At 55.5% G+C, this 26,207-nt stretch carries 21 protein-coding genes and 1 pseudogene; 13 read left to right on the top strand and 9 right to left on the bottom strand.

From position 1 onward, the window contains the following. Positions 1 to 359 precede the first annotated feature (359 nt). The 3 genes from ACMYSN_RS15890 (at position 360) to cspE (ending at position 2,725) form a co-directional block, all read left to right on the top strand. Positions 360 to 1,718 (top strand): MFS transporter, encoded by a 1,359-nt coding sequence (locus ACMYSN_RS15890; RefSeq protein WP_462495445.1) that lies wholly within the window; start codon positions 360 to 362, stop codon positions 1,716 to 1,718. Between the two features lie 242 nt (positions 1,719 to 1,960). Continuing rightward, on the top strand, positions 1,961 to 2,251 hold the full coding sequence (locus ACMYSN_RS15885) for an HTH-type transcriptional regulator (protein WP_123757172.1): 291 nt from the start codon (positions 1,961 to 1,963) through the stop codon (positions 2,249 to 2,251). A gap of 261 nt (positions 2,252 to 2,512) precedes the next feature. Further along, positions 2,513 to 2,725 carry a transcription antiterminator/RNA stability regulator CspE gene (gene cspE / locus ACMYSN_RS15880; protein ID WP_004868803.1) on the top strand — a complete coding sequence of 71 codons (213 nt, stop codon included), beginning with the start codon at positions 2,513 to 2,515 and terminating at the stop codon, positions 2,723 to 2,725. Positions 2,726 to 2,828: 103 nt separating this feature from the next. On the opposite strand, the pseudogene ACMYSN_RS15875 reads toward cspE, so the two are convergent. Then, positions 2,829 to 4,438, bottom strand: a pseudogene (locus ACMYSN_RS15875) (ABC-F family ATP-binding cassette domain-containing protein). A gap of 378 nt (positions 4,439 to 4,816) precedes the next feature. Between ACMYSN_RS15875 and ACMYSN_RS15870 the strand changes: the two are divergent. Together ACMYSN_RS15870 and ACMYSN_RS15865 are read left to right on the top strand one after the other, a co-directional pair. Then, positions 4,817 to 5,026 (top strand): YdgH/BhsA/McbA-like domain containing protein, encoded by a 210-nt coding sequence (locus ACMYSN_RS15870; RefSeq protein WP_123757170.1) that lies wholly within the window; start codon positions 4,817 to 4,819, stop codon positions 5,024 to 5,026. A 78-nt stretch (positions 5,027 to 5,104) separates the two neighbouring features. Next, complete coding sequence (locus tag ACMYSN_RS15865) at positions 5,105 to 5,293, top strand: hypothetical protein (protein WP_462495444.1); 189 nt, start codon at positions 5,105 to 5,107, stop codon at positions 5,291 to 5,293. Positions 5,294 to 5,390: 97 nt separating this feature from the next. On the opposite strand, the gene glyS is transcribed toward ACMYSN_RS15865, so the two are convergent. From glyS to ACMYSN_RS15850, 3 genes are all read right to left on the bottom strand, one after another. Further along, on the bottom strand, positions 5,391 to 7,460 hold the full coding sequence (gene glyS, locus ACMYSN_RS15860) for a glycine--tRNA ligase subunit beta (RefSeq protein ID WP_462495443.1): 2,070 nt from the start codon (positions 7,458 to 7,460) through the stop codon (positions 5,391 to 5,393). Between the two features lie 9 nt (positions 7,461 to 7,469). Beyond that, a complete protein-coding gene (gene glyQ / locus ACMYSN_RS15855) occupies positions 7,470 to 8,381 on the bottom strand; it encodes a glycine--tRNA ligase subunit alpha (protein ID WP_004126458.1) in 912 nt (303 codons plus the stop codon). Positions 8,382 to 8,518: 137 nt separating this feature from the next. Then, entirely contained in the window at positions 8,519 to 8,824 is a 306-nt protein-coding gene (locus tag ACMYSN_RS15850; RefSeq protein WP_462495442.1) for a YsaB family lipoprotein, read from the bottom strand. A 179-nt stretch (positions 8,825 to 9,003) separates the two neighbouring features. Between ACMYSN_RS15850 and ACMYSN_RS15845 the strand changes: the two genes are divergently transcribed. After that, positions 9,004 to 9,999, top strand: a complete 996-nt coding sequence (locus ACMYSN_RS15845; protein ID WP_462495441.1) for an acyltransferase — start codon at positions 9,004 to 9,006, stop codon at positions 9,997 to 9,999. An 11-nt stretch (positions 10,000 to 10,010) separates the two neighbouring features. Here ACMYSN_RS15845 and xylB read toward each other — a convergent pair whose 3' ends face one another. Both xylB and xylA read right to left on the bottom strand, forming a co-directional pair. Further along, positions 10,011 to 11,468, bottom strand: coding sequence for a xylulokinase (xylB, locus tag ACMYSN_RS15840; RefSeq protein WP_462495440.1), 1,458 nt, complete (start codon positions 11,466 to 11,468; stop codon positions 10,011 to 10,013). An 86-nt stretch (positions 11,469 to 11,554) separates the two neighbouring features. Continuing rightward, on the bottom strand, positions 11,555 to 12,877 hold the full coding sequence (xylA, locus tag ACMYSN_RS15835; protein WP_123757165.1) for a xylose isomerase: 1,323 nt from the start codon (positions 12,875 to 12,877) through the stop codon (positions 11,555 to 11,557). Positions 12,878 to 13,252: 375 nt separating this feature from the next. On the opposite strand from xylA, the gene xylF reads away from it, so the two are divergent. The 4 genes from xylF to xylR all read left to right on the top strand — a co-directional run bounded on the left by xylF (position 13,253) and on the right by xylR (position 18,311). Then, positions 13,253 to 14,245, top strand: a complete 993-nt coding sequence (xylF, locus tag ACMYSN_RS15830; RefSeq protein WP_434582577.1) for a D-xylose ABC transporter substrate-binding protein — start codon at positions 13,253 to 13,255, stop codon at positions 14,243 to 14,245. 62 nt (positions 14,246 to 14,307) lie between these two features. Continuing rightward, on the top strand, positions 14,308 to 15,849 hold the full coding sequence (locus tag ACMYSN_RS15825; RefSeq protein ID WP_462495439.1) for a xylose ABC transporter ATP-binding protein: 1,542 nt from the start codon (positions 14,308 to 14,310) through the stop codon (positions 15,847 to 15,849). Next, positions 15,827 to 17,008, top strand: coding sequence for a sugar ABC transporter permease (gene xylH / locus ACMYSN_RS15820; protein ID WP_462495438.1), 1,182 nt, complete (start codon positions 15,827 to 15,829; stop codon positions 17,006 to 17,008). The genes ACMYSN_RS15825 and xylH overlap by 23 nt, the downstream gene beginning before the upstream one ends. A gap of 124 nt (positions 17,009 to 17,132) precedes the next feature. Then, on the top strand, positions 17,133 to 18,311 hold the full coding sequence (gene xylR / locus ACMYSN_RS15815) for a D-xylose utilization transcriptional activator XylR (RefSeq protein ID WP_123757161.1): 1,179 nt from the start codon (positions 17,133 to 17,135) through the stop codon (positions 18,309 to 18,311). Between the two features lie 75 nt (positions 18,312 to 18,386). On the opposite strand, the gene ACMYSN_RS15810 is transcribed toward xylR, so the two are convergent. Then, positions 18,387 to 19,205 carry a protein bax gene (locus tag ACMYSN_RS15810; protein ID WP_123757160.1) on the bottom strand — a complete coding sequence of 273 codons (819 nt, stop codon included), beginning with the start codon at positions 19,203 to 19,205 and terminating at the stop codon, positions 18,387 to 18,389. 314 nt (positions 19,206 to 19,519) lie between these two features. On the opposite strand from ACMYSN_RS15810, the gene ACMYSN_RS15805 reads away from it, so the two are divergent. Further along, entirely contained in the window at positions 19,520 to 21,553 is a 2,034-nt protein-coding gene (locus tag ACMYSN_RS15805; RefSeq protein ID WP_462495437.1) for an alpha-amylase, read from the top strand. Positions 21,554 to 21,728: 175 nt separating this feature from the next. Then, complete coding sequence (gene avtA, locus ACMYSN_RS15800) at positions 21,729 to 22,985, top strand: pyridoxal phosphate-dependent aminotransferase (RefSeq protein ID WP_462495436.1); 1,257 nt, start codon at positions 21,729 to 21,731, stop codon at positions 22,983 to 22,985. Positions 22,986 to 23,034: 49 nt separating this feature from the next. On the opposite strand, the gene ACMYSN_RS15795 is transcribed toward avtA, so the two are convergent. Both ACMYSN_RS15795 and yiaJ read right to left on the bottom strand, forming a co-directional pair. Continuing rightward, positions 23,035 to 23,523, bottom strand: a complete 489-nt coding sequence (locus ACMYSN_RS15795) for a 4Fe-4S binding protein (protein ID WP_462495435.1) — start codon at positions 23,521 to 23,523, stop codon at positions 23,035 to 23,037. A 118-nt stretch (positions 23,524 to 23,641) separates the two neighbouring features. Beyond that, on the bottom strand, positions 23,642 to 24,460 hold the full coding sequence (gene yiaJ / locus ACMYSN_RS15790; RefSeq protein WP_462495434.1) for an IclR family transcriptional regulator: 819 nt from the start codon (positions 24,458 to 24,460) through the stop codon (positions 23,642 to 23,644). A gap of 223 nt (positions 24,461 to 24,683) precedes the next feature. Between yiaJ and ACMYSN_RS15785 the strand changes: the two genes are divergently transcribed. After that, the gene (locus ACMYSN_RS15785) at positions 24,684 to 26,204 is read left to right on the top strand and encodes a sugar ABC transporter ATP-binding protein (RefSeq protein WP_462495433.1); all 1,521 of its coding nucleotides are present in this window, start codon (positions 24,684 to 24,686) and stop codon (positions 26,202 to 26,204) included. The last annotated feature ends 3 nt before the right edge of the window (positions 26,205 to 26,207 follow it).

Genomic DNA, 26,207 nt, shown 5'->3' with positions numbered 1-26,207 from the left:
TCGGCCCGGCAGGATACTCTTTCCTGACAATCTCCGCAGGAAAAGCACGGTTCCCGGCGTTTTATCGCCAGAGGCTGCCGTGTGTTAAGCCCATCACAATTACCGCCATCATTCATCGGTCGTTAAAAAACAGCAACGTCATGATTTAATTAATATTTAAAAAACACGCTTTCTACCCAACGGCGAAAGCGAACGATAATCGCACGCTTCCTGGCGTGCCTGCGTTGCCTGGGTAGACGTTCGGTGATTTGATAAACGAGCGATTAACGGCAACTCGTTCGATTATCGCACAAATTATCTCAACGACAGCGAGGGAGTGAGTCATCACCCTGCCCCGCTCTGGCTGCCAGGAATGCCGTATGAATAAGACAACCATCGATATTCAGGCTTTTATTAATGAACATCCGTTTACCAGATATCAGTGGATGATTCTGGCCTTATGCTTTATCACCGTCGCGCTGGACGGGTTCGATACCGCTATTATCGGCTTTATTGCCTCTGACCTGGTGCAGGAATGGGGCGTGGAGAAATCCGCCTTAGGCCCGGTGATGAGCGCCGCGCTGGTCGGTCTGGCAGTTGGTGCGCTGACCGCCGGCCCGCTGGCTGACCGCATTGGTCGCAAGAAAGTCCTGCTCATGTCGATTGTGGTTTTCGGCAGCTTTAGTCTGTTGACCGCCTTCGCCGCCAGCCTCAACCAGCTGGCGCTGCTGCGCTTTTTGACCGGCCTGGGACTTGGCGCCGCGATGCCTAACGCGGCCACGCTGATGAGCGAATATGCTCCTGAACGCCGTCGCGCGTTGCTGGTGAACCTGATGTTCGTCGGCTTCCCGATGGGCTCATCGCTGGGCGGCTTTCTCTCGGCCTGGATGATCCCCCATTACGGCTGGCAAAGCGTGCTGATCCTCGGCGGCGTCATGCCGCTGCTGCTGGCGGTGGCGCTGGTGTTCTTGTTACCAGAGTCGGCGCGCTATATGGTCGTCAAACGCCAGCCAGCACCGCGTATTGCGGCGATTCTCCGGCGTATCGCGCCGCTGCCGGAGCAGGTTGACTTTACGCTGCATGAAGCCGATCAGGTGAAAGAGAAATCGGCGCTGGCGGTGATTTTCTCGCCGCGCTACATCGTCGGTACCGTGATGCTGTGCATGACCTACTTTATGGGGCTGCTCATCTTCTATTTACTGACCAGCTGGCTGCCGCTGCTGATTCGCGAAACCGGCGCATCGATGAGCCAGGCATCCATCATCACCGCGTTGTTCCCGCTGGGCGGCGGTATCGGGGTGCTGATCCTCGGCGCGCTGATGGACAAGATCAACCCCAATAAAGTGGTGGCTGTGGGTTGGCTGTTGACCGGTATTTTCGTCTGCCTCGTGGGCTTCTCCACCAGCAGCCTGGTCTTGATGGGGGTGATGGTGTTTATTGCCGGCAGCATCATGAACGGCGCGCAATCCTCGATGCCCGCCCTGGCCGCCGGATTTTATCCGACCCAAGGTCGGGCGACCGGCGTGGCCTGGATGCTGGGCATCGGCCGATTTGGCGGCATCCTTGGCGCCTTCAGCGGTGCGTTCCTGATGCAAGCTCAGCTCTCCTTCGAGACCATTTTCACCCTGCTGTCGATTCCGGCGTTCTTATCTGCCGGTGCGCTGCTGGTGAAATATAAGATGAGCAAGCAGCAACAGACATCGCCTCAGACCCAGGCAAAAAGCATGCAAAAAGCCTGATCCTCAGGCCAGCGGGAAGCCGCTGGCCTGACCGTTTTCATCAGCGTTTACAAAAATTTTCCATTGCCGATCGACTGATGATTAATCATCACCTTACCTGCCGTTTTCCTCTGCGTATCGCCGCTCAAACGATAGCCTGCATGCACATAATCACCCACGTGATCATTATTTGCCTTTTTTCTGACTATTCTTAATAGGCTAAATAAATCTACCCTTTTGCTGTGTGATAAAAGGAGTTCTCAATGGAATATAAAGATCCCGTGTTTGAACTGCTTAGCAGCCTGGAACAAATTGTTTTTAAAGATATTTCTCCGACTAACGCCCAGCCCAGGAAGCAGACCGCATTCAGCGAGTTTGAGCGGCTTCGTCAAGGCAGCGGCCTGCAAATTGATGATTTTGCCAATGCCATGGGCGTCAGCGTGGCGATGGTACAGGAGTGGGAATCAAGACGGGTGAAACCCTCTTCCACCGAGCTCAAATTAATGCGCCTGATTCAGGCAAACCCTCAGCTTTCAAGGCAACTTCTCGACTAAAGTTCTATAATGAAGTGAGGGTCTGACTACGGTCCTGATACGGGACCGTTTTTATTTGTGTGAAAAAAAGGTTTGCTATCGCTACGCAAAAATGAGTTAATGCTCGCAGGTTTGATGTACAGACCACAGAGCATTGGTATAGAGTAGTCCTTGAGCGGTTATCATAGATACCCCGGTAGTGAACTTTCCCTTTATAGCTTCAAATCTGTAGTCCAGACCTTATCGCCGAAAGGTTCATTTATTATTTAAAGGTATTTCGCTATGTCCGGTAAAATGACTGGTATCGTAAAATGGTTCAACGCTGACAAAGGCTTCGGCTTCATCACTCCTGATGACGGTTCTAAAGACGTGTTCGTACACTTCTCCGCTATCATGAACGATGGCTACAAATCTCTGGATGAAGGTCAGAAAGTTTCCTTCACCATCGAAAGCGGCGCTAAAGGCCCGGCAGCTGGTAACGTAACCAGCCTGTAAGCTTAAATTAAGCTCAGAATTCAAGATCCCTGCCTCACGGCGGGGATTTTTTTTATCTGTAGATCAACAACCGCCGTCTTCACAGAGGGCGGTTTTTTTGTCTTCACAGCGCTGAAAAATGCCAGCCTTCCATGCGCCACTCCAGCGAGTGGGTCAGCCGCAATCCCTGGAGAAAATCATCGTCATGCGACACGACAATCATCGCCCCAGGAAACGTCGCTAATGCCGACTCAATAGCCCGGGTGGACACTAAATCAAGATGGTTAGTTGGCTCATCTAACAACAGAAGCTGCGCCGCTTCACGCCGCCACAGCACACAGGCCAGCGCGGCTTTTAATCGCTCGCCACCGCTCAATGCCGACAGCGGCAGATTAATTTTATCCGCCCCCAGTTGCAGTTGGGCAAGGCGGCTGCGTAATGCGCCCGCCTCCAGCGGCGTATCATCAAGATTAAGGTGCGCCATGACCGACAGCGACAAATCCAGCTGCGACAAGTTCTGATCCAACCAGGCCGCATGCACCGATACCCGACAGTCGCCGGATAAAGGTGCCACCAGACCCATCAGCGTTTTCAGAAGCGTGGTTTTCCCGCAACCGTTAGGGCCACGCGCAGCGGTCCGTCAAGCCGCCAGTCAAGAGGCAGAGTGTCAGAAAATGCCAGCTGTAAAGCGTCGAGGGCTAATACCTGTTTGCCGGCGGAAATCTGACTTCCCGGCAGGGTAAACATCACCGCCGCCTCTTCTTCAACCCGCTCACGCGCCTGAACAACCGCAGCGTTTAGTGCGCTATTTTGTTCCCGGTGCTGGCGATGCACTGTACCTGGACGCTCCTTCGCCGCCCCTTTGTATTTCACCCGCTCAAAGGAGGCGATATTCAGCGTATCAACCACTCGCAGTGTCTGAGCAGAGCGTCGCTGGCTGGCATCATGTTCCTTTTGCATCCGTATACGCGTACGACGGCGCTCGGTTGCAGCATGTTCCAACGCCGAACGTGCCGCTTGTTGCTCCACATCACGCTGCTGCTGATAATCGGCGTAGTTGCCTCCGTAGCTGCGCAGCGCGCCGGGCGTGAGTTCAAGTATGCGCGGCATGTTAGCCAACAGCGCACGATCGTGACTCGCTATCAGCGCCCCTCCGGGCCAGCGTTCAAGCTGTTGATACAACCAATCTCGTCCTTGTCTGTCCAGATGGTTAGTTGGCTCGTCCAGCAATAAATAGTCCGCGCCTGACAGAAAGGCCCCGCACAGCAACGCTTTCACCCGCTCCCCGCCACTCAGTGACGATGCGAGTCGATCGGGGGAAAACGCTGGAAGATCAGCATATTCAAACGCCGTACTCAGGCGATCGCGCAGATCCCAGAAACCTTCCAGGCTATCGACGTCATCAGGCAGCCCTTCACCGCACTCAAGCCGCCGCAAAGCAGAAAATATGGGCTCATAGCCCAACAGGGCAGCCAGCGATGTGCGGGAAGTGATAGCCGGCTGCTGGGCAACATAGGCCAGTGAGGTACCGCGTTCGATATGTCCACCAGAGGGAGAATCTATGCCCGCCAGCAGGCGCAGCAGCCGGGTTTTCCCGACGCCATTTCGCCCGACCAGACCGCAGAGTGAACTCTCCAGCGCGATATTCAGCGGACCAAAAAGCATTTCTCCCGTCGCAAACTGACAGGTGACCTGATGCAAAATAAAAGAGGGGGATTGGGCGCAATGGGCCATAAGCACTCCTGAATGAAATCATTACATCCCCTGCTGACGCAGTGCGCTAGCAAGGATCCGAATTCAGCAGGCGTGTTTGTCCATTTCAGTGTGCTCTCAGTGAGACGAGGGATTCGTCGGGGCATAGAATAGCCATACCCCCGCCCTTATGACAAGGTTAATTTTCCAACAACCGCTATCAGGCTAATCGACTCTCCCCGCTAGCAGATGCAGAACACTATCGATATCGCTTAATTTTCACCGCTCAATTTTCATTCTAATTTTTTGACAGATATGAGCAAATTGTTCTGATTTTAATCAGTCGTCAATAGTCCTATTATTTATCACATCAGAGCAACAACGCGCTCTACCACACAAAACCACTTAAGGAATATGACCATGAAATCTATCAAAACTTTAGCTGTAGTTTCCGCTCTCTCCCTGATGTCTTTCGGTGCGTTTGCCCAGAGTATCAGCACCACCGCCTCCACGCTGGACCGCGCAGAAGCGAAAATTGCCGCTCAGGCAGCCGAACAGGGTGCGTCATACAAAATCACCAGCGCCCAGTTTAACAACCGTGTGCATATGACTGCCGAACTGACCAAATAAGTCGTCCCCGTTTTTGCCGGGCCGCCGGACGTGAACCAGACAGGCGACAACGACAACACGATGAAGAAGGAATACAGAATGAAAAATATCAGCGTGATCACCGCCCTGTTGCTGGCTGCTTCACTCTCCTCTGGCACGATGGCCGCAGAGCGTCAGCCTGCACAGCCGGAAGCCGGTTCGAACATTGATACCTCAGTGCATCAGAATCGTATCAACGTCAGCCACGCGTTTGATAAAGAGAACCTGACTGCAGGGACTCTGCAGTAAATCAGAAGGGCCGAACGGCCCGTAGATGAGCTAATCCATCGCTTAGCGCATAAAAAAACCTGCCATCGGGCAGGTTTTTTGTTTTGCAGACGAACCGTTACTGCAGCAGAGAGATATCCGCAACCTGCAGGAACAGCTCGCGCAGCTTCGACAGCAGCGTCAGACGGTTGATACGCACGTCTTTATCTTCGGCATTCACCATCACGTTCTCAAAGAACTCATCCACCGGCTCACGCAGGGCGGCCAGCTCGATTAGCGCTTCCTGATAACGACCTTCGGCAAAGTACGGCTGCAGCTTATCGCGCAGTACGACCAGGTTTCTGGCGAGGTTCATCTCAGCATCTTCCTTCAGCACCGAGGCGTGAACGATGTCGTTCAGAACTTCATCGGACTTCGCCAGGATGTTGGAAACACGCTTGTTGGCCGCGGCCAGTGTAGATGACGCTTCCAGAGTACGGAAGTGCGATACCGCCTTCATGCGGGCATCGAAATCTGCCGGACGGGTCGGACGACGCGCCAGTACCGCCTGAATGGTGTCAACGGTGTAGCCTTCGTCCTGATACCAGGCGCGGAAACGACCGAGCATGAAGTCGATAACGTCATCGACAACCTTCGCGTTGGTCAGCTTGTCGCCGTACAGATGCACCGCTTCTTCAGTCAGCGTCTGCAGATCCAGATTCAGGTTCTTCTCGACGATGATGCGCAGCACGCCCAGCGCGGCACGACGCAGCGCAAACGGGTCTTTATCACCTTTCGGATGCTGACCGATGCCAAAGATACCCGCCAGGGTGTCCATCTTATCGGCAATCGCCACGGCACAGGCTACCGGGTTGGACGGCAGGTCATCACCGGCAAAGCGCGGCTGATACTGCTCGTTCAGCGCGACGGCAACGTCTTCGGCTTCGCCATCATGGCGCGCGTAGTGCATCCCCATGACGCCCTGAGTATCGGTGAACTCGAAGACCATATTGGTCATCAGGTCGCACTTCGACAGCAGGCCCGCACGGGTCGCGTGGTTAACGTCGGCGCCGATCTGACCGGCAATCCAGCCAGCCAGGGCCTGAATACGGTCGGTTTTGTCGCGCAGCGTGCCCAGCTGCTGCTGGAACAGCACGGTCTGCAGACGCGGCAGATGATCTTCCAGACGCTTTTTACGGTCGGTATTGAAGAAGAACTCCGCATCCGCCAGGCGCGGACGAACCACCTTCTCGTTACCGGAGATGATCTGCTGCGGGTCTTTAGATTCGATGTTAGCCACGAAGATAAAGTTCGGCAGCAGTTTGCCGTCCGCGGAATACACCGGGAAGTACTTCTGGTCACCTTTCATGGTGTAAACCAGCGCTTCAGACGGTACCGCGAGGAATTTTTCTTCGAATTTCGCTGTCAGGACTACCGGCCACTCGACCAGCGAGGTGACCTCTTCCAGCAGGCTTTCACTGAGATCGGCTTTACCGCCAATCTTCTGCGCCGCAGCTTCTGCATCGGCTTTAATCATCGCTTTACGCGTTGCGTAATCCGCCACCACTTTGCCGCGCTCCAGCAGAATCTGCGGATACTGATCGGCATTGTCGATGGTGAATTCCGGTTCGCCCATAAAGCGGTGACCACGAATCACGCGGTCGGAAGCGATACCCAGAATCGTTGCCGGGATCACTTTATCACCCAGCAGCAGCGTCACGGTGTGGACCGGACGGACGAAGTGGACGTCAGAATCGCCCCAACGCATCAGTTTCGGGATCGGCAGTTTCGCGAGAGAGGTTGCTACCATGTTTGGCAGCAGCGCTTCGGCGCTTTCGCCCGTCACATGCGCACGATACAGCAGCCATTCACCTTTATCGGTAGCCAGACGCTCGGCCTGGTCGACGGTGATTCCGCAGCCACGCGCCCAGCCTTCGGCCGCCTTGCTCGGTTTGCCTTCTGCATCAAACGCCGCAGAGACCGCCGGGCCGCGTTTTTCGACTTCGCGATCCGGCTGAGATGCCGCCAGGTTAGCGACTTTCAGCGCCAGACGACGCGGTGCAGCAAACCATTCAACGGCGCCGTGGGCGAGGCCAGCAGCATCCAGTTCCGCGGTAACATTCGCAGCAAAGGATTCAGCCAGGCTACGCAGGGCTTTTGGTGGCAGCTCTTCGGTGCCGATTTCCACCAGGAAAGTTTTATCAGACATGGCCGCCTCTTATTTGTTTTTGTTGCACATCGGGAAGCCGAGGGCTTCACGGGAAGCGTAGTAGGCTTCCGCCACTGCTTTGGTCAGGGTGCGAATGCGCAGGATATAGCGCTGACGCTCGGTGACGGAAATGGCTTTACGTGCATCCAGCAGGTTGAAGCTATGGGCGGCCTTCAGAATACGCTCGTAGGCAGGCAGCGGCAGCGGGTTTTCCAGCGCCAGCAGCTGCTGTGCTTCTTTCTCATACTGCTCGAAGCAGGAGAACAGGAAGTCGACATCCGCGTATTCAAAGTTGTAGGTCGATTGCTCGACTTCGTTCTGATGGAACACGTCGCCGTAGGTGGTTTTACCCAGCGGGCCGTCGCTCCAGACCAGGTCGTAAACGCTGTCTACGCCCTGAATGTACATTGCCAGACGTTCCAGACCGTAGGTGATCTCACCGGTAACCGGTTTGCATTCCAGGCCACCCACCTGCTGGAAGTAAGTGAACTGCGTCACTTCCATGCCGTTCAGCCACACTTCCCAGCCCAGACCCCAGGCACCCAGCGTCGGGTTTTCCCAGTTGTCTTCCACGAAGCGAATATCGTGAATGGTCGGATCCATACCCAGCTCTTTCAGAGACCCAAGGTACAGCTCCTGAATGTTGTCCGGCGATGGCTTAATGACCACCTGGAACTGGTAATAGTGCTGTAAGCGGTTCGGGTTTTCGCCATAGCGACCGTCGGTCGGACGGCGGGAAGGCTGCACATAGGCGGTCGCCATCGGCTCTGGCCCCAGCGCACGCAGGCAGGTCATCGGGTGAGAGGTGCCGGCGCCGACTTCCATGTCCAGTGGTTGAACAATGGTGCAGCCCTGACGAGCCCAGTAATCCTGTAAGGTCAGGATCAGGCCCTGGAAGGTCCTGGTATCAAACTTTTGCATATTATTTCGTGCTGGATACGTGTGGATTTAAAGGAAGGGATCAGTATACCCGCTGGATGCGAGATATACAGTACGAAACGGTGTTGTTTAAACAAAATTGCGGAAATTAGCGCCATCATGGGGCATCAGAGCCCGATTCATCGCATAGAAAGATGTAAAAACTGCCCGTCTGGGTCAAAAGAACAGATAAAGTGCTCATTCTTCGAGGTCAGGCCAGAGAGCTCATAGCTCCCCTGAAACTGTTCGAAACGGCTGACGTCCACCAATCGGGTTCCGGTACTATAGCGTTTCGCCGCCTGATCCTTGCACAGTTGCTCCATATTAAGGGTAATTTGCGGCGTAATACGCGCACGCTGCGCTTTTTGCACCGGCTGAGCTGGCGACTGGCTGCAGCCCGCGAGCAGGAGCACTAACAGACCAGAAAATAAATATTTCATCACCATTTTTCCCAACCGTTTTGTTAGCAAATTGTTATCTTGCAGGCTACGTGAAATCACCGGACCATTGTGCGAATCTCTCCACATCCCGACAAGAGTATTGCGGGAAACTCGGAATATTCCATTGCGACACCCTCCGATAAGGGAAGTCAGACTCTCTTTAAGCAGGAGCAACTGAGGCACTGATGCAGGAAAAAATACGCTGGATTACACATTTGCGCGGTATCGCATGCCTGATGGTGGTGATGATTCACAGCACCACCTGGTACATCACCCATCCCCACACGATTAACCTGCTGGACTGGGATATTGCCAACCTGCTTAACTCCGCGTCCCGGGCCAGCGTCCCGCTGTTTTTCATGATGTCAGGCTATCTGTTTTTCGGCGAACGTAGCGCCCAGCCGCGGCATTTCCTGCGTATCGTCCTGTGTGTGCTGTTCTATAGCGCGCTGTCGCTGCTCTACATCACCTTGTTCACCCACATCAACGTGCTGCTGTCGCTGAAGAATCTGCTGCAAAAGCCGGTGTTCTATCACCTGTGGTTTTTCTTCGCCATCATCGTCATTTACCTGCTCTCTCCGCTGCTGCAGGTGAAACAGGTAGCGCCCAAAATGCTGCTGGTCCTGATGCTGGTCATCGGCCTGCTGGCGAACCCCAACATGGTGTCGCTCAAAGCCGGCGGCATCGAATGGCTGCCGCTCAACCTCTACATCAACGGCGATACGTTTTACTACGTCCTGTATGGCGTGCTGGGCCGGGCGATAGGCATGATGGAGACGGAGAAAAAATGGCTCACGCTGCTGTGCGCCGGGCTTGTTGCCACGGCGATCTGGGTGATTTCACGCGGGACGCTGCACGAGCTGGCCTGGCGGGGCGACTTCGGCGATACCTGGTATTTATACTGCGGACCGGCGGTATTTATCTGCGCGATAGCCCTGTTCACGCTGGTGAAAAACACGCTGAATCAGCGCCAGATCCCCTTCCTGATGCTGATTGCCCGTCATTCGCTGGGGATCTACGGCTTTCATGCCCTGCTCATTCATGCACTGCGGGCCAGCGGCCTGGTGCTGACCCGCTGGCCGCTGCTGGATATATTGTGGGTATTTGGTGCGGCGTTGTCAGGCAGCCTGCTGCTGTCGATACTGCTACAGCGTCTGGATACCCGACGTCTGGTCAGCTAATCCCCCCGGATTTATGACGACATCAGCGGCAGCAGCTGCTGATAAATCTGCCGGAAGGTTTCCCGGCGCGGCGCATAGCGGGCAAAACGTTCGGCGTCGGGTCGGTGCGCCTGTTCCAGCGGCAATTGCGGCAGCAGATCGGAGAACGCCACGCCTTTATGCAGCGCCAGCTGCGCCAGGCGAGCGGCCCCAAGGGCTGGCCCGACGTCACCGCCGGTGCGGAAATCAAGCTGCTGACCGCTGATATCCGCCAACATCTGCCGCCACCATGGACTGCGCGCCCCGCCGCCGATCAGAGTGATACTTTCCGGTTTCACGCCGCAGGCATGCACCACGTCCATGCCGTCCGCCAGGGCATAACCCACGCCTTCCAGCACCGCGCGCGCCAGCTCCGCCGGACCGTGCTGATGGGTCAGGCCGAAAAAAACACCTTTGGCGTGCGGGTTGTTGTGCGGGGTACGTTCGCCGGAGAGATAGGGTAAAAACCAGACCGCATCGCTATGCTCATTCGCCGATTCCGCCGCGGCGATCAGCGCAGGCACGGTGCCAAGGCCGGTCAGTTTTGCAGCCCAATCCAGGCAGGAAGCGGCGCTCAGCATCACCGACATCAAATGCCAGCGACCCGGCAGGGCGTGGCAAAAACTGTGTACCGCACTTTCCGGCTTGCTGAGGAAACCGTTGCTGACCGCAAAATAGACCCCGGAAGTTCCCAGAGAGAGCATGGCCTGGCCCGCATCCGCCATCCCCACGCCGACCGCGCCGGCAGCGTTATCACCGCCACCAGCCACCACCAGCGCCTGCGGCATATTCCAGGCCTGAGCGACCCCGGCACGCAGCGTTCCCGTCACCTCACAGCCCTCAAACAGCGCGGGCATGTTATCGCGGCTCAGGCCGCAGGCGGCGAGCATCTCATCGTTCCAGTCGCGTTTTTCGACATCCATCCACAGGGTGCCGGCGGCATCTGACATATCGCTGGCATAATCACCGGTCATCCGCAGACGGAGATAATCTTTCGGCAGCAGGACTTTATCGACCTGGCGGAAGATCTCAGGCTCATGGTGCTGAACCCAGAGTAATTTCGGCGCGGTGAAGCCCGGCATCATCAGGTTGCCGGTAATCTGTCGCGAGCGCCTCACGGCCTGTTCCAGCTCGGCACACTCGTCTCCGCTACGGCCGTCATTCCACAAAATCGCCGGACGCAGGACCCGCTGTTGTTTATCCAGCAACGTGGCGCCGTGCATCTGCCCGGCGATACCGATGGCTTTGACGTCGCGCAGCGCGTGCTGTGCACCCAACGCCTGCATGGCGCGGTCTGTCGCCTGCCACCAGTGCTCGGGGTCTTGTTCAGACCACAGCGGGTGTGGGCGCGATACGTTGAGGGGCGCGGTGTGCGACGCCAGGAGCTCACCCTGCTCATTGAGCAGAATGGCCTTCACGCCCGAAGTGCCTAAATCAATCCCGATGTACATACGGACTCTCCTTAACCGCGCGCCACGGCTAAGCGTGGCGCGAGAATGCATGCTATTGCAACGCCCGGCAGTGCCGGGCGTCATCATTACTTATCAAAGAGATAATAGTTAACCAGATTCTCCAGCTGTTCCTGATGGCCGCTCTGGTGCTGCGGCGCCAGATTATGCTGTGCCGCGTACTGGGCGATCTCCGTCAGAGTCATTTTCCCGGACAGGATTTGCTGGCCCAGATCGCCGTTCCAGCCGGCGTAGCGTTTCGCGACGCGCTTATCCAGCTCGCCCTCTTCAATCATACGTGCCGCCACTTTCAGCGACAGTGCCATGGTATCCATCGCCCCAATATGACCATAGAACAGATCGTATTTGTCGGTGCTCTGGCGACGCACTTTGGCATCAAAGTTCAGCCCGCCGGTGGTAAAGCCACCCGCTTTTAGGATTTCATACATCACCAGCGCATTCTCTTCCACGCTGTTCGGGAACTGGTCGGTGTCCCAGCCCAGCTGCGGGTCGCCGCGGTTGGCATCGACGGACCCGAACAGCCCCAGCGCAATGGCGGTGGCAATTTCGTGGTGGAACGAGTGGCCGGCCAGGGTCGCGTGGTTGGCTTCGATATTCAGTTTGATCTCTTTTTCGAGGCCGAACTGCTTGAGGAAGCCGTAGACGGTAGAGGCATCGTAATCGTACTGATGCTTGGTTGGCTCCTGCGGTTTAGGTTCAATCAGCAGCGTGCCCTGGAAACCGATTTTATGTTTGTGTTCAACCACCAGCTGCATGAAACGACCAATTTGCTCACGTTCCTGACGCAGGTCGGTATTCAGCAGGGTTTCGTAACCTTCACGACCGCCCCACAGGACATAGTTTTCCCCGCCCAGTTTGTGGGTCGCATCCATAGCGGTCACGACCTGGGTCGCCGCCCAGCTGAAGACTTCCGGATCCGGATTAGTCGCTGCCCCGGCACCGTAACGCGGATTGGTGAAGCAGTTTGCTGTACCCCACAGCAGCTTCACGCCGCTTTGTTCCTGCTTCGCCGCCAGCACATCCACCATCCGGGAGAAATTCTCCAGGTACTCTTTCAGCGAGGCGCCTTCCGGAGAGACGTCAACATCGTGGAAGCAGTAATAGGGGACGTTCAGCTTGTGGAAAAACTCAAAGGCGACATCGGCTTTACGTTTGGCCATTTCCAGCGCATCGCCCGGCTGCTGCCACGGACGGTTAAAAGAGCCCACACCAAACATATCGGCCCCGTTCCAGCAGAACGTATGCCAGTAGCAGGCGGCAAACCGCAGATGCTCTTCCATACGTTTGCCCAACACCAGTTCATCCGGGTTGTAGTGACGGAATGCCAGCGGGTTAGTGGTTTTCGGGCCTTCATAACGAACGCGATCGAGTTGATCGAAATAGGTCTGCATAATGAACTCCATATTCAGGGATGCGGCGGGTAATATCTCTGACCTCAATATAGAATCGCTGTTTTACTTTCCTCAATTACGTTATTTCACACCACCATTGAGAGAATCCACAAACGTGCGCCAGATCCCATAACTAGATATTAATAATCACACCGCTATTTTCCCTTCAGAGACATATCAATGATATAGCGCAAACCATCATTTTTAAAAATAAGATCGTGGTCATAAATCAGCAAACAAACGAAATTTCGTAACCGCAAAATAAGCACAGATAATTGCCAGCGGTCCTTTGGCTGTTAAGAATCTACTAAGTACCAGGCCGTTTCTTTACCCCGTTCGTCTTATCCTGCACCCTACAAAAAAGGCGTTATTATTATGAAGATAAAGAACCTTTGCCTCACGCTCTGTGCTTCACTCCTGCTCACCAGCATGGCGGGTATTGCTAAAGAAGTTAAGATTGGTATGGCCATTGACGATCTCCGTCTTGAACGCTGGCAGAAAGATCGTGATATTTTTGTCAACAAAGCCGAATCATTAGGTGCGAAAGTATTTGTGCAGTCCGCCAATGGTAATGAAGAAACACAAATGTCGCAAATCGAAAACATGATAAATCGCGGCGTTGATGTTCTGGTTATTATTCCCTACAACGGTCAGGTATTAAGTAATGTCATTAAAGAAGCGAAACAGGAAGGGATTAAAGTCCTGGCCTATGATCGCCTGATCAACAACGCCGATATCGATTTCTATATTTCATTTGATAACGAAAAAGTTGGTGAAATGCAGGCCCAGAGCCTGGTTGATAAAACCCCGCAGGGGAATTATTTCCTGATGGGCGGTTCTCCGGTCGATAACAACGCCAAGCTGTTCCGTGCCGGACAGATGAAAGTCCTCAAGCCGTATATCGATGAAGGCAAAATTAAAATTGTCGGCGACCAGTGGGTCGACGGCTGGCTGCCAGAAAATGCGCTGAAAATTATGGAAAATGCGCTCACCGCCAACAATAACAAAATCGATGCGGTTGTCGCGTCCAATGACGCCACCGCCGGCGGCGCCATTCAGGCATTAAGCGCCCAGGGCCTGGCAGGCAAAGTGGCGATATCCGGTCAGGATGCCGACCTTGCCGGCGTGAAACGTATCATTGCCGGAACCCAGACGATGACCGTCTACAAACCGATCACCACCCTGGCCACCACCGCGGCGGAGATCGCCGTCGAGTTAGGCAACGATAAGCAACCGAAGGCCGATACCACGCTGAATAATGGGCTGAAAGATGTCCCGGCCCGGCTGTTAACCCCGGTTGAAGTGAATAAAGACAATATCGAACAAACGGTGATCAAAGACGGGTTCCACAAAAAGAGCGAATTATAATTTTGGCGCCCCTGCCGGGGCGCTATTTCTGTCCAGTCGGATATCGCTTATGCGGAGCATCTATGACCTGGTTACTCGAAATGAAAAACATCACCAAATCGTTCGGCACCGTCAAAGCGCTGGATAATATCAGCCTGCGGCTCAACGCCGGGGAAATCGTCTCATTATGTGGTGAAAATGGCTCGGGAAAATCCACCCTGATGAAAGTCTTGTGCGGCATTTATCCTCACGGCAGCTATCAAGGGGAGATTGTTTTTTCCGGTGAAATCATCACGCCCCACCATATTCGTGACACCGAACGCAAAGGCATTGCCATTATTCATCAGGAGCTCGCACTAGTAAAACACCTGAGCGTACTGGAGAATATTTTTCTTGGTACGGAAATATCCCGCCATGGCCTTCTCGATTATGAAACCATGACCCTGCGCTGTCAGAAACTACTGGCTCAGGTTAATTTAGCCATTTCACCCGACACCCGCGTCGGCGATTTAGGCCTCGGTCAGCAGCAGTTGGTTGAAATTGCTAAAGCGCTCAATAAGCAGGTCCGTTTATTAATTCTCGATGAGCCTACGGCGTCATTAACCGAGCAGGAAACAGCGATTCTGCTGAATATTATTCGCGATCTCCAGCATCACGGGATCGCCTGTATTTACATCTCCCACAAGCTGAATGAGGTGAAGGCCATCTCCGACACCATTTGCGTCATTCGCGACGGTCAGCATATCGGCACCCGCGACGCCAGCGGCATGAATGAAGATGACGTAATTACCATGATGGTAGGCCGCGAGCTCACTGCCCTCTACCCCAACGAACCGCACGAACGCGGCGATGAAATTCTACGCGTCGAGCATTTAACCGCATGGCACCCGGTGAATCGCCATATTAAGCGGGTCAACGATGTCTCCTTCTCTCTGCATAAAGGCGAGATCCTCGGCATTGCCGGGCTGGTCGGTGCCGGGCGCACCGAGGCCGTGCAATGCCTGTTTGGCGTCTGGCCGGGTCGCTGGCAGGGGGACATTTTCATCGACGGGCAACAGGTTGCCATTCATCACTGCCAGCAGGCTATCGCCCACGGTATCGCCATGGTGCCGGAGGATCGCAAAAAAGATGGCATCGTCCCGGTGATGGCGGTCGGAAAGAACATCACCCTGGCGGCGCTAGACCAGTTTACCGGCCCGCTAAGCAGCCTGGATGATGCCGCCGAGCAGCACTGCATTCAGCAATCCATTCAGCGGCTGAAAATCAAAACCTCCTCGTCGGAGCTGGCCATCGGCCGTCTGAGCGGCGGCAATCAGCAGAAAGCGATTCTGGCCCGTTGCCTGCTGCTGAATCCCCGCATTCTGATCCTCGATGAGCCAACCCGCGGTATCGATATCGGCGCGAAATACGAAATCTACAAACTGATTAATCAACTGGTGCAGCAGGGCATCGCCGTCATCGTCATCTCTTCCGAACTCCCCGAGGTGCTGGGGTTAAGCGATCGGGTACTGGTGATGCATGAAGGCAAGCTGAAAGCCAATTTAGTCAACCACGATCTGACCCAGGAACAGGTGATGGAAGCCGCGCTGAGGAGCGAACCCCATGTCGAAAAACACGTCGTCTGAGATTAAAGTTATCCCGCCCGCCTCTGCTGGCCTGCCTGGATTCAAGGGGCTGAACCTGCAGGTTTTCGTCATGATCGCCGCGATCGTGGTGATTATGCTGTTCTTCACCTGGGCCACCGAGGGGGCCTATTTAAGCGCGCGCAATATTTCCAACCTGCTGCGACAGACGGCGATCACCGGGATTCTGGCGGTCGGCATGGTCTTCGTGATTATTTCCGCGGAGATCGACCTCTCCGTTGGCTCGATGATGGGCTTGCTCGGCGGTGCGGCGGCGATTTTTGACGTCTGGCTTGGCTGGCCGCTGCCGCTGACCATCGTGGTCACGCTGGTCATGGGGCTGCTGCTTGGTGCCTGGAACGGTTGGTGGGTTGCCTATCGCAAAGTCCCGTCGTTTATCGTGACCCTCGCCGGGATGCTGGCGTTCCGCGGTATTCTGATCGGTATCACCAACGGCACTACCGTCTCCCCCACCAGCCCGGCGATGTCGCAAATTGGCCAAAGCTATCTGCCCGATGGCCTGGGCTTCGGCATCGGGGTGATTGGCATGGCGGCCTTTATCGTCTGGCAGTGGCGCGGTCGCCTGCGTCGCCAGTCGCTGGGATTAACCACGCCGGCCCCCACCTCAACGGTGGCGCGTCAGAGTATTACCGCGGTTATCGTGCTAGGCGCCATCTGGTTATTAAACGATTATCGCGGCGTGCCGACGCCGGTGCTGATTCTGGCGGCCCTGCTGCTGGCAGGCATGTTTATGGCGACCCGTACCGCGTTTGGCCGCCGGATCTACGCCATTGGCGGTAATCTGGAAGCCGCGCGTCTGTCCGGCATCAGCGTCGAGCGCACCAAACTGGCGGTCTTTGCTATCAATGGCCTGATGGTGGCTATCGCCGGCCTGATTCTGAGCTCGCGTCTGGGGGCCGGTTCGCCTTCCGCCGGGAACATTGCCGAGCTGGATGCCATCGCCGCCTGCGTTATCGGCGGTACCAGCCTGGCCGGCGGCGTAGGGAGCGTCGCAGGAGCGGTCATGGGGGCCTTTATTATGTCGGCGCTGGATAACGGTATGAGCATGATGGACGTCGCGACCTTCTGGCAGTACATCGTCAAAGGCGCCATATTGCTGCTGGCGGTATGGATGGATTCAGCAACCAAACGTCGCGGGTAGGTCCGTTAAGAAAATAATGCCCGAATTATTTGCGCTACCGCCAGATTTGCGCATAAGACGCTTGTCATGATTCGGGCATTGGCCGGTATTGTATGGCCAGTCAGAAAGACCAGGGAACAACACTATGTTTGCAAAGCGCCACCGTATTACGCTGCTGTTCAATGCCAACAAAGCCTATGACCGGCAGGTTGTCGAAGGGGTTGGTGAATATTTACAGGCATCGCAACAGGAATGGGACATCTTCATTGAAGAGGATTTTCGGGCGCGAATTGAGAATATCAGGGAGTGGCTGGGGGACGGCGTCATTGCCGATTATGACGACCCGGAAATTGAAAAACTGCTCGCGGGGGTCGAGGTGCCGATTATCGGCGTAGGCGGCTCCTACCACCATCCCGACGACTATCCTCCGGTACACTATATTGCGACGGATAACGCCGCGCTGGTTGAGAGCGCTTTTCTGCATTTGAAAGAAAAAGGCGTGCAGCGTTTCGCATTCTACGGGCTGCCGACCTCCAGCGGCAAGCGCTGGGCGGTGGAGCGCGAGCATGCGTTCTGTCAGCTGGTCGCGAAAGAAAAATATCGCGGCGTGGTCTATCAGGGACTGGAGACCGCGCCGGAAAACTGGCAGCACGCCCAGAATCGCCTGGCCGACTGGCTACAGACGCTGCCCCCGCAAACCGGCATCATCGCAGTGACCGACGCCCGCGCCCGCCATGTGTTACAGGCCTGCGAACTGCTGCATATTCCGGTGCCGGAGAAGCTGTGCGTCATTGGGATTGATAACGAAGAGCTGACCCGCTACCTGTCGCGCGTCGCGCTCTCCTCGGTGGCCCAGGGAACACGCCAGATGGGCTACCAGGCGGCAAAGCTGCTGCATCGTCTGCTGGATAATGAGCCGCTGCCGCTTCAGCGCCGGCTGGTTGCGCCCATGCGTGTCGTCGAGCGCCGCTCAACGGACTACCGTTCACTGAGCGATCCCTCGGTCATTCAGGCGATGCACTACATCCGCAATAACGCCTGCAAAGGCATTAAGGTCGAACAGGTACTGGATGCCGTCGGCATCTCCCGCTCCAACCTCGAGAAACGCTTCAAAGAGGAGGTGGGCGATACAATTCACACCATTATTCATAGCGAGAAGTTAGAAAAGGCCCGCAGCCTGCTGGTCTCCACCACGCTGTCGATTAACGAAATCTCACAGATGTGCGGCTATCCGTCGCTGCAATATTTCTATTCGGTGTTTAAGAAAGAGTACGACGTCACGCCGAAGGAGTACCGGGACCGGCACAGTGAAGTGATGATGTAGGGCATGTAGCAGAGACAGACGCAGGGAAAAGTGCAGAAAGAAAAATGCCCGGGCTTGCGCACCGGGCATTTTCAATTACATATGAGCAGCAATTAAGCGCTGATTGTCCTGATACATCGCGAAGAGATAGTTGTTGTAGCTCGACCCTTTGGTCGAATAGCCCTTCAGCTTATGAATCATGGTGCTGGCCGTCACTTCCTGATCCGTTTTACGCAGTTGCGCACGGGATTTGCGGAAGGATTTGTAAGCCGGGTGCGTGTTCAGGTTAGTCACATACGCCTGAACCGACTGCTCTACAGAATCAAACTGCGAATAGCCTTTCATGGCACCCTGGCAATTACCGCCGCCGCATTTCATACCAAACAGGTTGTTGTTCACACGCGCCAGTTTGGACGTGCCCCAACCGCTTTCCGCGGCCGCCATCGTCGCGACCATACTGTTCGGAATGATATCAACGCGGTCCATCAGCGTGTTCCATGGAATGTGCCGGGTATTACCGGACCATTTCACTTTATAGCGTGACGCAATGTCCTTCAGACGTGTACGCTCTGTCGGTGACCAGCGCGAGTCGTACTGCTTAGTAACAAGCCAGTTGCGATCGGCGGTAATCACCTGATTTTGTTTAGTAATATAAGGCATTACTGTCCGGAGAAACGCTTTTTTCCTTGGTGTCCCGGAAGGGTATTTTCGCAAATCAGGAAGTGAACTGCTCTTTACACTATTGCGAGAATACTCTTGTTTACTGCTTACCTTAACTTGACTACTTTTTGTAACTTTTGAGGCTTTATGACTCGTTGTTGCCGTGTGGGTTGTTGCCAACACACTACCTGAAAATATGCAGGTAAGTAACATGAGTATCGCCGCCCCATATCGTCGCATGGGAATCGATATCATTAGGTCTCCTGGTCGGATTTAATCATTCCAACACCTTGTTTTACGCAAAAAAACGTTAATTGAGTCGCGAATAGTATCAAAAATACCCAGTCAGAGCACTAACAGAAATAGTCCAATTCCTAAATGCTGTCATCTGAAATCGGTTTCGGTGCCGTTACGAGGGTGCGAAAATGCTAGCGCCGTCTCATTTTTTGTCTATTTTTTGACCCCTGTCACTCACCCCTTTTCATCATCCCTGCAAAAGCCTCAGCGGGATGAGTTCATCCCTGAATTTGCCGGGCACACTAGGTAAAAACCGCTCACAGGACTCCGGAATGAAACTCGCTGCGCTTGCGTCGCTGTTGTTGCCTGGGATGGCGTTCGCCGCCTGGACCACCACTGATTTTCCTGCCTTCACTGAAGAAGGCAGCGGCCGATTTATCAGTCAAAATGAGGTGGCGAAGGGTACACGTCCTTTGCACATTAATTTTGACCAACAGTGCTGGCAGCCCGCCGGAGCCATAAAACTCAACCAGATGCTGTCGATGGAACCCTGCCACGGAACCCCTGCACAGTGGCGGGTTTTCCGCGAAGGTCTGTACACCCTGGCGGTGGATACCCGTTCTGGTACACCGACGCTGATGATCTCGCTGGAGGAAAAAGAGCCGGTGACGGCATCGGCCACGCCGCTGCGTCAGTGCCCGAAATGGGATGGCAAGCCGCTGACGCTGGACGTCAGCAAAACCTTTGCCGAAGGTAGCCAGGTCCGTGATTTCTACAGCGGCAACATCGCCACGGTCAGCGGCGGCAAAATCACCCTGCAACCGGCGCACAACAGCAACGGCTTACTGTTGCTCGAGCAGGCAAAAACCGCCGCCGACGCCCCGTTCAACTGGCATAACGCCACCGTCTATTTCGTCCTGACCGATCGCTTTGTCAACGGCAATCCGGCGAACGACAACAGCTACGGGCGCCACAAAGACGGCATGCAGGAAATTGGCACCTTCCACGGCGGCGACCTGCAGGGCCTGACCAGCAAACTGGATTACCTGAAAACATTAGGCGTTAACGCGCTGTGGATAAGCTCGCCGCTGGAGCAAATACACGGCTGGGTCGGTGGCGGAACCAAGGGTGACTTCCCCCATTACGCTTACCACGGCTACTACGCCCAGGACTGGACCAAACTGGATGCCAATATGGGCACCGAGGCGGATTTACGCAGCCTGGTCAACGAAGCCCACAAACGCGGCATTCGCATCCTGTTCGATGTGGTGATGAACCACATCGGCTACGCCACGCTCGCCGACATGCAGGAGTTCAAATTCGGATCGCTGTACCTGCAGGGCGACGAGCTGAAAAAGACGCTTGGCGAGCACTGGACCGACTGGAAACCCGGCCCGGGCCAGAGCTGGCACAGTTTTAACGACTACATCAACTTCAGCGATAAAGCCGGCTGGGAAAAATGGTGGGGGAAAAAGTGGATCCGCACCGATATTGGCGACTACGACAACCCCGGCTTTGACGATCTGACCATGTCGCTGGCCTTCCTGCCGGACCTGAAAACCGAATCGACGACCGCCTCCGGGCTGCCGAACTTCTATCAACAGAAGCCGGACACCGCGGCAAAAGCGATCCCCGGCTACACGCCGCGTGATTATCTGACCCACTGGCTGAGTCAGTGGGTGCGTGATTATGGCATCGACGGTTTCCGTGTCGATACCGCCAAGCACGTTGAACAGGCCGCGTGGCAACAGCTGAAAACCCAGGCCACCGCGGCGCTGGCGGAATGGAAACAGGCCAACCCGGACAAAGCGCTGGATAACGCCCCGTTCTGGATGACCGGCGAAGCCTGGGGCCACGGCGTGATGCAGAGCGATTACTATCGCCACGGCTTTGATGCGATGATTAACTTCGACTATCAAGACCAGGCTGCGAAGGCCTCAGGCTGTCTCTCCGGGATTGACCTGACCTGGCAGCAGATGGCGGATAAACTGCAGACTTTTAACGTCCTGAGCTACCTCTCCTCTCACGATACCCGCCTGTTCCGTGAAGGCGGCTCGTCGGCGGCAGAACTGTTACTGCTGGCGCCAGGGGCGGTACAGATCTTCTACGGTGATGAGTCCGCCAGGCCGTTTGGCCCTACCGGGTCCGATCCACTGCAGGGAACCCGTTCCGATATGAACTGGCAGGATGTCGAGGGTAAAGCCGCCCTCAGCGTCAGCCACTGGCAGAAGCTCGGCCAGTTCCGCGCCCGCCACCCGGCGATTGGCATGGGTAAACAGACCACGCTCTCGCTGCCGCAGGGCTATGGCTTCACCCGCGAAAGCGGCGATGACAAAGTCATGGTGGTGTGGGCAGGCCAGCGATAACCCGCCTTCTGAAGAGGCTCCTCCGCTTCCGGAGGAGCCTTAACAGAATAAATAACTGCAGAACAAATAAATAAAAGAATAATCGCGATACCTTTGTCGGTCCTGCCGATTTGCACCGCGCTAACGCTGGCGTTATGGTTACCCACTTTCCAGGAAGACCGATAGATTATCCGCGATGACATTTTCACTTTTCGGCGACAAATTCACCCGTCATTCGGGCATTACCCGCTTGATGGAAGACCTCAATGACGGCCTGCGCACGCCAGGCGCCATCATGCTGGGCGGCGGTAACCCCGCGCAGATCCCAGAGATGAATGACTACTTCAACAATCTGCTGGCCGACATGCTGAGCAACGGCAAAGCCCTTGATGCGCTTTGCAATTACGACGGCCCGCAGGGGAAAAGCGAGCTGCTGACTCTGCTGGCGGAGATGCTGCGGAACGAACTGGGCTGGGAGATTGAACCACAGAATATTGCACTAACAAATGGCAGTCAGAGTGCATTTTTCTACTTATTTAACCTCTTTGCCGGGCGCCGTGCGGATGGCACCACCCGTAAAGTCCTGTTCCCGCTGACGCCGGAGTATATCGGCTACGCCGACTCGGGCCTCGAAGAGGATCTGTTTGTCGCAACACGACCGAATATCGAGCTGCTGCCAGAAGGCCAGTTTAAATATCACGTCGATTTCGAGCACCTGCAGATAACTGAAGAGACCGGCATGATTTGCGTCTCTCGCCCCACCAACCCCACCGGCAACGTCATCACCGATGAAGAGCTAATCAAGCTCGATGCGCTGGCCCATCAGCACGGGGTGCCGCTGGTGATTGATAACGCCTATGGCGTGCCGTTCCCGGGCATTATCTTCAGCGATGCCAGACCGCTGTGGAACCCCAATATCGTGCTGTGCATGAGCCTGTCAAAACTGGGGCTGCCGGGCAGCCGCTGCGGCATCATCATCGCCAATGAAAAGATCATTACCGCTATCAGCAATATGAACGGGATTATCAGCCTGGCGCCAGGCGGAATGGGCCCGGCGATGATGTGTGAAATGATCAAACGCCACGACCTGCTGCGGCTGTCAGAAACGGTGATTAAGCCGTTCTATTATCAGCGCGTACAGGAGACGATCGCGACCATTCGCCGCTATCTTTCCGAAGAACGCTGCCTGATTCATAAACCGGAAGGGGCGATTTTCCTCTGGCTGTGGTTTAAAGATCTGCCGATCTCCACCGAGCTGCTGTATCAGCGTTTGAAAAAGCGTGGCGTGCTGATGGTGCCGGGCGACTACTTCTTCCCGGGGCTGGATAAACCCTGGCCGCACACCCATCAATGTATGCGAATGAACTACGTACCGGACCCGGAAAAAATCGAAGCGGGCGTGAAAATCCTCGCCGAAGAGATTGAGCGGGCCTGGAGTGAACAGGGGGCGTAACCGGCCCGTCGCCCGGACAGGCGCACCAGCGCGGCCTCCGGGGAATACGCTACATCGCCAGCGCCATGCGCTGGCGACGCTCGGCGCTTAGTCTTTCCAGCTCGATCGGTTCCATGCAGCGCAGCGCCTGGGTCGGACAGGCCGCCACGCAGGCCGGGCCTGCGTCAGTGTGGCTACATAAATCGCATTTCAACGCCTGCACCCCTTCCCCGGTCATCATCACGCTCATCGCCCCGTACGGGCAGGCCACCATACAGCTTTTACAGCCGATACAGCGGCGCTGGTCGACGCGCCAGACCCCACGGTCGCGCTGGATGGCCTCAACCGGACAGACATTGGCACAGGGGGCATCTTCACATTGCCGGCACATAGTGGCCGTAGACAACGCGTCGCTTTTTACCACGCGAATGCGCGGCGCAAACTGAGTCGCAGAAACCGTCGAACAACTTTGGTCGTGCTGATGGGAGACCACGCAGGCCACTTCACAGGTACGGCAGCCAATACACTTCTGCGCATCCGCGATGATAAAACGGTTCATCCACTGCTCCATTGGGGATAAAACGGCAGCGTGCCAGAAAAATCCTCCTGCGCGCCTTGATCCTGAATGGAGTCAGCGGTCTTTTTTTCGTGACGTCAGCGGAATTTGGTCATCTGCCTTAGTTTTCCCGTACGGCAAAGCCCAGCTCACGAGAAATCGCCTCTGCGGTATCGCGCAGCGGTTTCAGCAAGTTTTTTTCGCCCACCTGCTTCAGGCGCGAGGTCGACAGGGAGATAGAGATCGCATAAGGCACCCGGCGATGGATATCGAACACCGGCACCGCCAGGCAGGAGACGCCCAGTTCGTTCTCTTCCCGGTCCATCGCCATATTACGCTCGCGGATCTGCGCCAGCTCATCATGCATCGCCGGCAGCCCGGTGATGGTATTGCGGGTCAACGGCTGAATAATATCCTGGTGAGTTTCCCAGTAGCTCTCGACATAGTCAGGGTGACCAAAGGCCATGTAGATCTTGCCCATCGCCGAGCAGTACAGCGGCATATGCTGGCCGATGTAGGCCCGCGTGCGCAGCATCCCGGTGGTGGGCTCCAGCTTGTAAATCAGAATGGCGTGATCATCTTCCCGGCTGGAGAAGTTCACCGTCTCACCGGTGAGCAGGTTCAGCGTCTCGAGGTGCGGCGCAGCAACGTGGATGATATTCAGCGAGGAGAGCGCTTTTTGCCCCACCGCAATGAACTTGGTGGTCAGCCGATAGCTACCGGCCGCGGGTGCGGGCGTCACATAGCCGCAGGACTGGAGCCCCTGTAGCAGACGATGGACGGTGCTTTTGTTCAAGCCCGCCAGCTCCGAAAGGTGCGCCAGCGGGCAACCGTTCGGATAGTTACTGAGGATTTCAATCAGCATCAACCCGCGGAACAGGCTCTGGCTTCCCGCAGGCCTTTCTTTATCTTGCGTCATTTCTCTCTCTTTTATGTCCATCTCATCAGCTCCCCTTTTCGACCCGCTCTGATGGTAGCGCAAAGTGTGTTTCACTTCACGATCTGAACAGAAATTTTGTAATTATCTGATTTTATTGAATTTCAAAAACAACCTCACCGATTGCTTTGTCAAATCATGATCGATATATTTGAAATCAGATTTCGCATAGTGAAACTTATAGCATGTAAAACGTTCTTTCCCTCACATCGGGAGGTCACCTTAAATGGCAGAAGCAGCAGTGTTGTCTCCGTTGTTATCCATGCGCCACATTATCAAGCGCTTTGGTGGAAACGTAGCGGTCAATAACGTCAGCCTGGATATTTATCCGGGCCAGGTTGTGGCACTGCTGGGAGAAAACGGTGCCGGTAAATCGACGCTGATTAAGGTGCTGGCGGGTGTTTATTCCCGTGATGGCGGAGAGATCCTGTTTCGCGGTCAGCCGGTGGACTCCGCCGCCGCGTTACGTCAGGGCAACGAACAGCCTATCGCCTTTATTCATCAGGATTTAGGCCTGGTAGAGTGGATGACCGTCGCCGAAAACATGGCGCTGGTGATGGGTTTCCCCCGTCGCTTCGGCCTGATCGACTGGGCAGCCACCAAACGCCAGGCGCAAAAAGCGCTGGAAGATATCGGTATTCAGCTCGACCCGGATGACCGCGTGTTTGACCTTTCCCGCACCGAAAAATCCCTGCTGGCGATTGCCCGCGCGGTGGCCGTTGACGCCTCGGTGCTGGTACTCGATGAACCGACAGCCTCACTGCCTGCTGACGATGTCTGCCACCTGTTCCGCGTGATGAACATCCTGCGCGAGAAGCAGGTCGGCATGATTTACATCACCCACCGCCTGGATGAGGTGATGGAGATGGCTGATACCGTGTGCGCGATGCGCGACGGCTGCTACGCCGGGGGCGGCGATATCGGTCGCTATAGCCTGCGTGGTCTGGTCGAACTGATTGTGGGCGAAAGCATCCGCGACGATCAGCGTCAGGCCTTACCCGATGCCAGCGCGCCGGTGCTGTTGAAAATGGACAACGTCAAAGTGGGTGATACCGGGCCGGTCTCCTTCGAGCTGCGTGCCGGTGAGATGGTGGCACTCGCCGGTCTGCGTGGCGCCGGTCAGGAAGAGGTTGGGCGTTTACTGTTTGCCTGCAGGCCGCAGGAGAGTGGACAAATCACGTTAAGCGGCGTGCCGTTTACGGCGACAACACCAGGGGAGGCGATGTCCGCAGGCATCTCTTTTGTTGCAGGTGACCGTCTTCATGAAAGTCTGATCCCGGGCATGATGGTGCGTGAAAACCTGTTTATGAACCCGTGTAAACACGGTCACGCGCTGCTTTCCCGCTATAACGAAAAAAGCGAAGCGCCGCTGAGCTGGGAGAAAATCCGCCAGTTCGACGTGCGTCCTGCGCAGATAAATATTGAAATCAGTGCACTGTCGGGCGGCAACCAGCAAAAAGTGGTCATGGCGCGTTGGCTCTCGCTCAATGCACCGTTGCTTATCCTGGAAGATCCTTCTGCCGGCGTTGACGTAGGCGCACGCGCAGAAATTTACGATTTACTCAATCAGGCGCTGCAAAACGGCGTTGCCATTCTGGTCATCTCCAACGACCTGGAAGAGGTGGCGCACATCTGTAACCGGGCGCTGGTGTTTAACCGCGGGCAGATCGTCGGCGAACTTCTCAACCAGGATGTCACCTTTGCCAGATTGCTTGAGCTGGCATCAGGCAGCGGCACCATACATTAAGTC

The organism is Klebsiella sp. R445, assembly GCF_051131755.1.
In the GTDB taxonomy this organism is placed as follows: domain Bacteria; phylum Pseudomonadota; class Gammaproteobacteria; order Enterobacterales; family Enterobacteriaceae; genus Klebsiella; species Klebsiella lignicola.
This window is presented reverse-complemented; position numbering and strand designations above follow the sequence as displayed.

Excerpts from the sequence above, each read along its gene's own strand:
- ACMYSN_RS15890 (WP_462495445.1), top strand. The coding sequence starts at position 360 with ATGAATAAGACAACCATCGATATTCAGGCTTTTATTAATGAACATCCG.
- ACMYSN_RS15885 (WP_123757172.1), top strand. The coding sequence starts at position 1,961 with ATGGAATATAAAGATCCCGTGTTTGAACTGCTTAGCAGCCTGGAACAA.
- cspE (WP_004868803.1), top strand. The coding sequence starts at position 2,513 with ATGTCCGGTAAAATGACTGGTATCGTAAAATGGTTCAACGCTGACAAA.
- ACMYSN_RS15870 (WP_123757170.1), top strand. The coding sequence starts at position 4,817 with ATGAAATCTATCAAAACTTTAGCTGTAGTTTCCGCTCTCTCCCTGATG.
- ACMYSN_RS15865 (WP_462495444.1), top strand. The coding sequence starts at position 5,105 with ATGAAAAATATCAGCGTGATCACCGCCCTGTTGCTGGCTGCTTCACTC.
- glyS (WP_462495443.1), bottom strand. The coding sequence starts at position 7,460 with ATGTCTGATAAAACTTTCCTGGTGGAAATCGGCACCGAAGAGCTGCCA.
- glyQ (WP_004126458.1), bottom strand. The coding sequence starts at position 8,381 with ATGCAAAAGTTTGATACCAGGACCTTCCAGGGCCTGATCCTGACCTTA.
- ACMYSN_RS15850 (WP_462495442.1), bottom strand. The coding sequence starts at position 8,824 with ATGGTGATGAAATATTTATTTTCTGGTCTGTTAGTGCTCCTGCTCGCG.
- ACMYSN_RS15845 (WP_462495441.1), top strand. The coding sequence starts at position 9,004 with ATGCAGGAAAAAATACGCTGGATTACACATTTGCGCGGTATCGCATGC.
- xylB (WP_462495440.1), bottom strand. The coding sequence starts at position 11,468 with ATGTACATCGGGATTGATTTAGGCACTTCGGGCGTGAAGGCCATTCTG.
- xylA (WP_123757165.1), bottom strand. The coding sequence starts at position 12,877 with ATGCAGACCTATTTCGATCAACTCGATCGCGTTCGTTATGAAGGCCCG.
- xylF (WP_434582577.1), top strand. The coding sequence starts at position 13,253 with ATGAAGATAAAGAACCTTTGCCTCACGCTCTGTGCTTCACTCCTGCTC.
- ACMYSN_RS15825 (WP_462495439.1), top strand. The coding sequence starts at position 14,308 with ATGACCTGGTTACTCGAAATGAAAAACATCACCAAATCGTTCGGCACC.
- xylH (WP_462495438.1), top strand. The coding sequence starts at position 15,827 with ATGTCGAAAAACACGTCGTCTGAGATTAAAGTTATCCCGCCCGCCTCT.
- xylR (WP_123757161.1), top strand. The coding sequence starts at position 17,133 with ATGTTTGCAAAGCGCCACCGTATTACGCTGCTGTTCAATGCCAACAAA.
- ACMYSN_RS15810 (WP_123757160.1), bottom strand. The coding sequence starts at position 19,205 with ATGATATCGATTCCCATGCGACGATATGGGGCGGCGATACTCATGTTA.
- ACMYSN_RS15805 (WP_462495437.1), top strand. The coding sequence starts at position 19,520 with ATGAAACTCGCTGCGCTTGCGTCGCTGTTGTTGCCTGGGATGGCGTTC.
- avtA (WP_462495436.1), top strand. The coding sequence starts at position 21,729 with ATGACATTTTCACTTTTCGGCGACAAATTCACCCGTCATTCGGGCATT.
- ACMYSN_RS15795 (WP_462495435.1), bottom strand. The coding sequence starts at position 23,523 with ATGAACCGTTTTATCATCGCGGATGCGCAGAAGTGTATTGGCTGCCGT.
- yiaJ (WP_462495434.1), bottom strand. The coding sequence starts at position 24,460 with ATGGACATAAAAGAGAGAGAAATGACGCAAGATAAAGAAAGGCCTGCG.
- ACMYSN_RS15785 (WP_462495433.1), top strand. The coding sequence starts at position 24,684 with ATGGCAGAAGCAGCAGTGTTGTCTCCGTTGTTATCCATGCGCCACATT.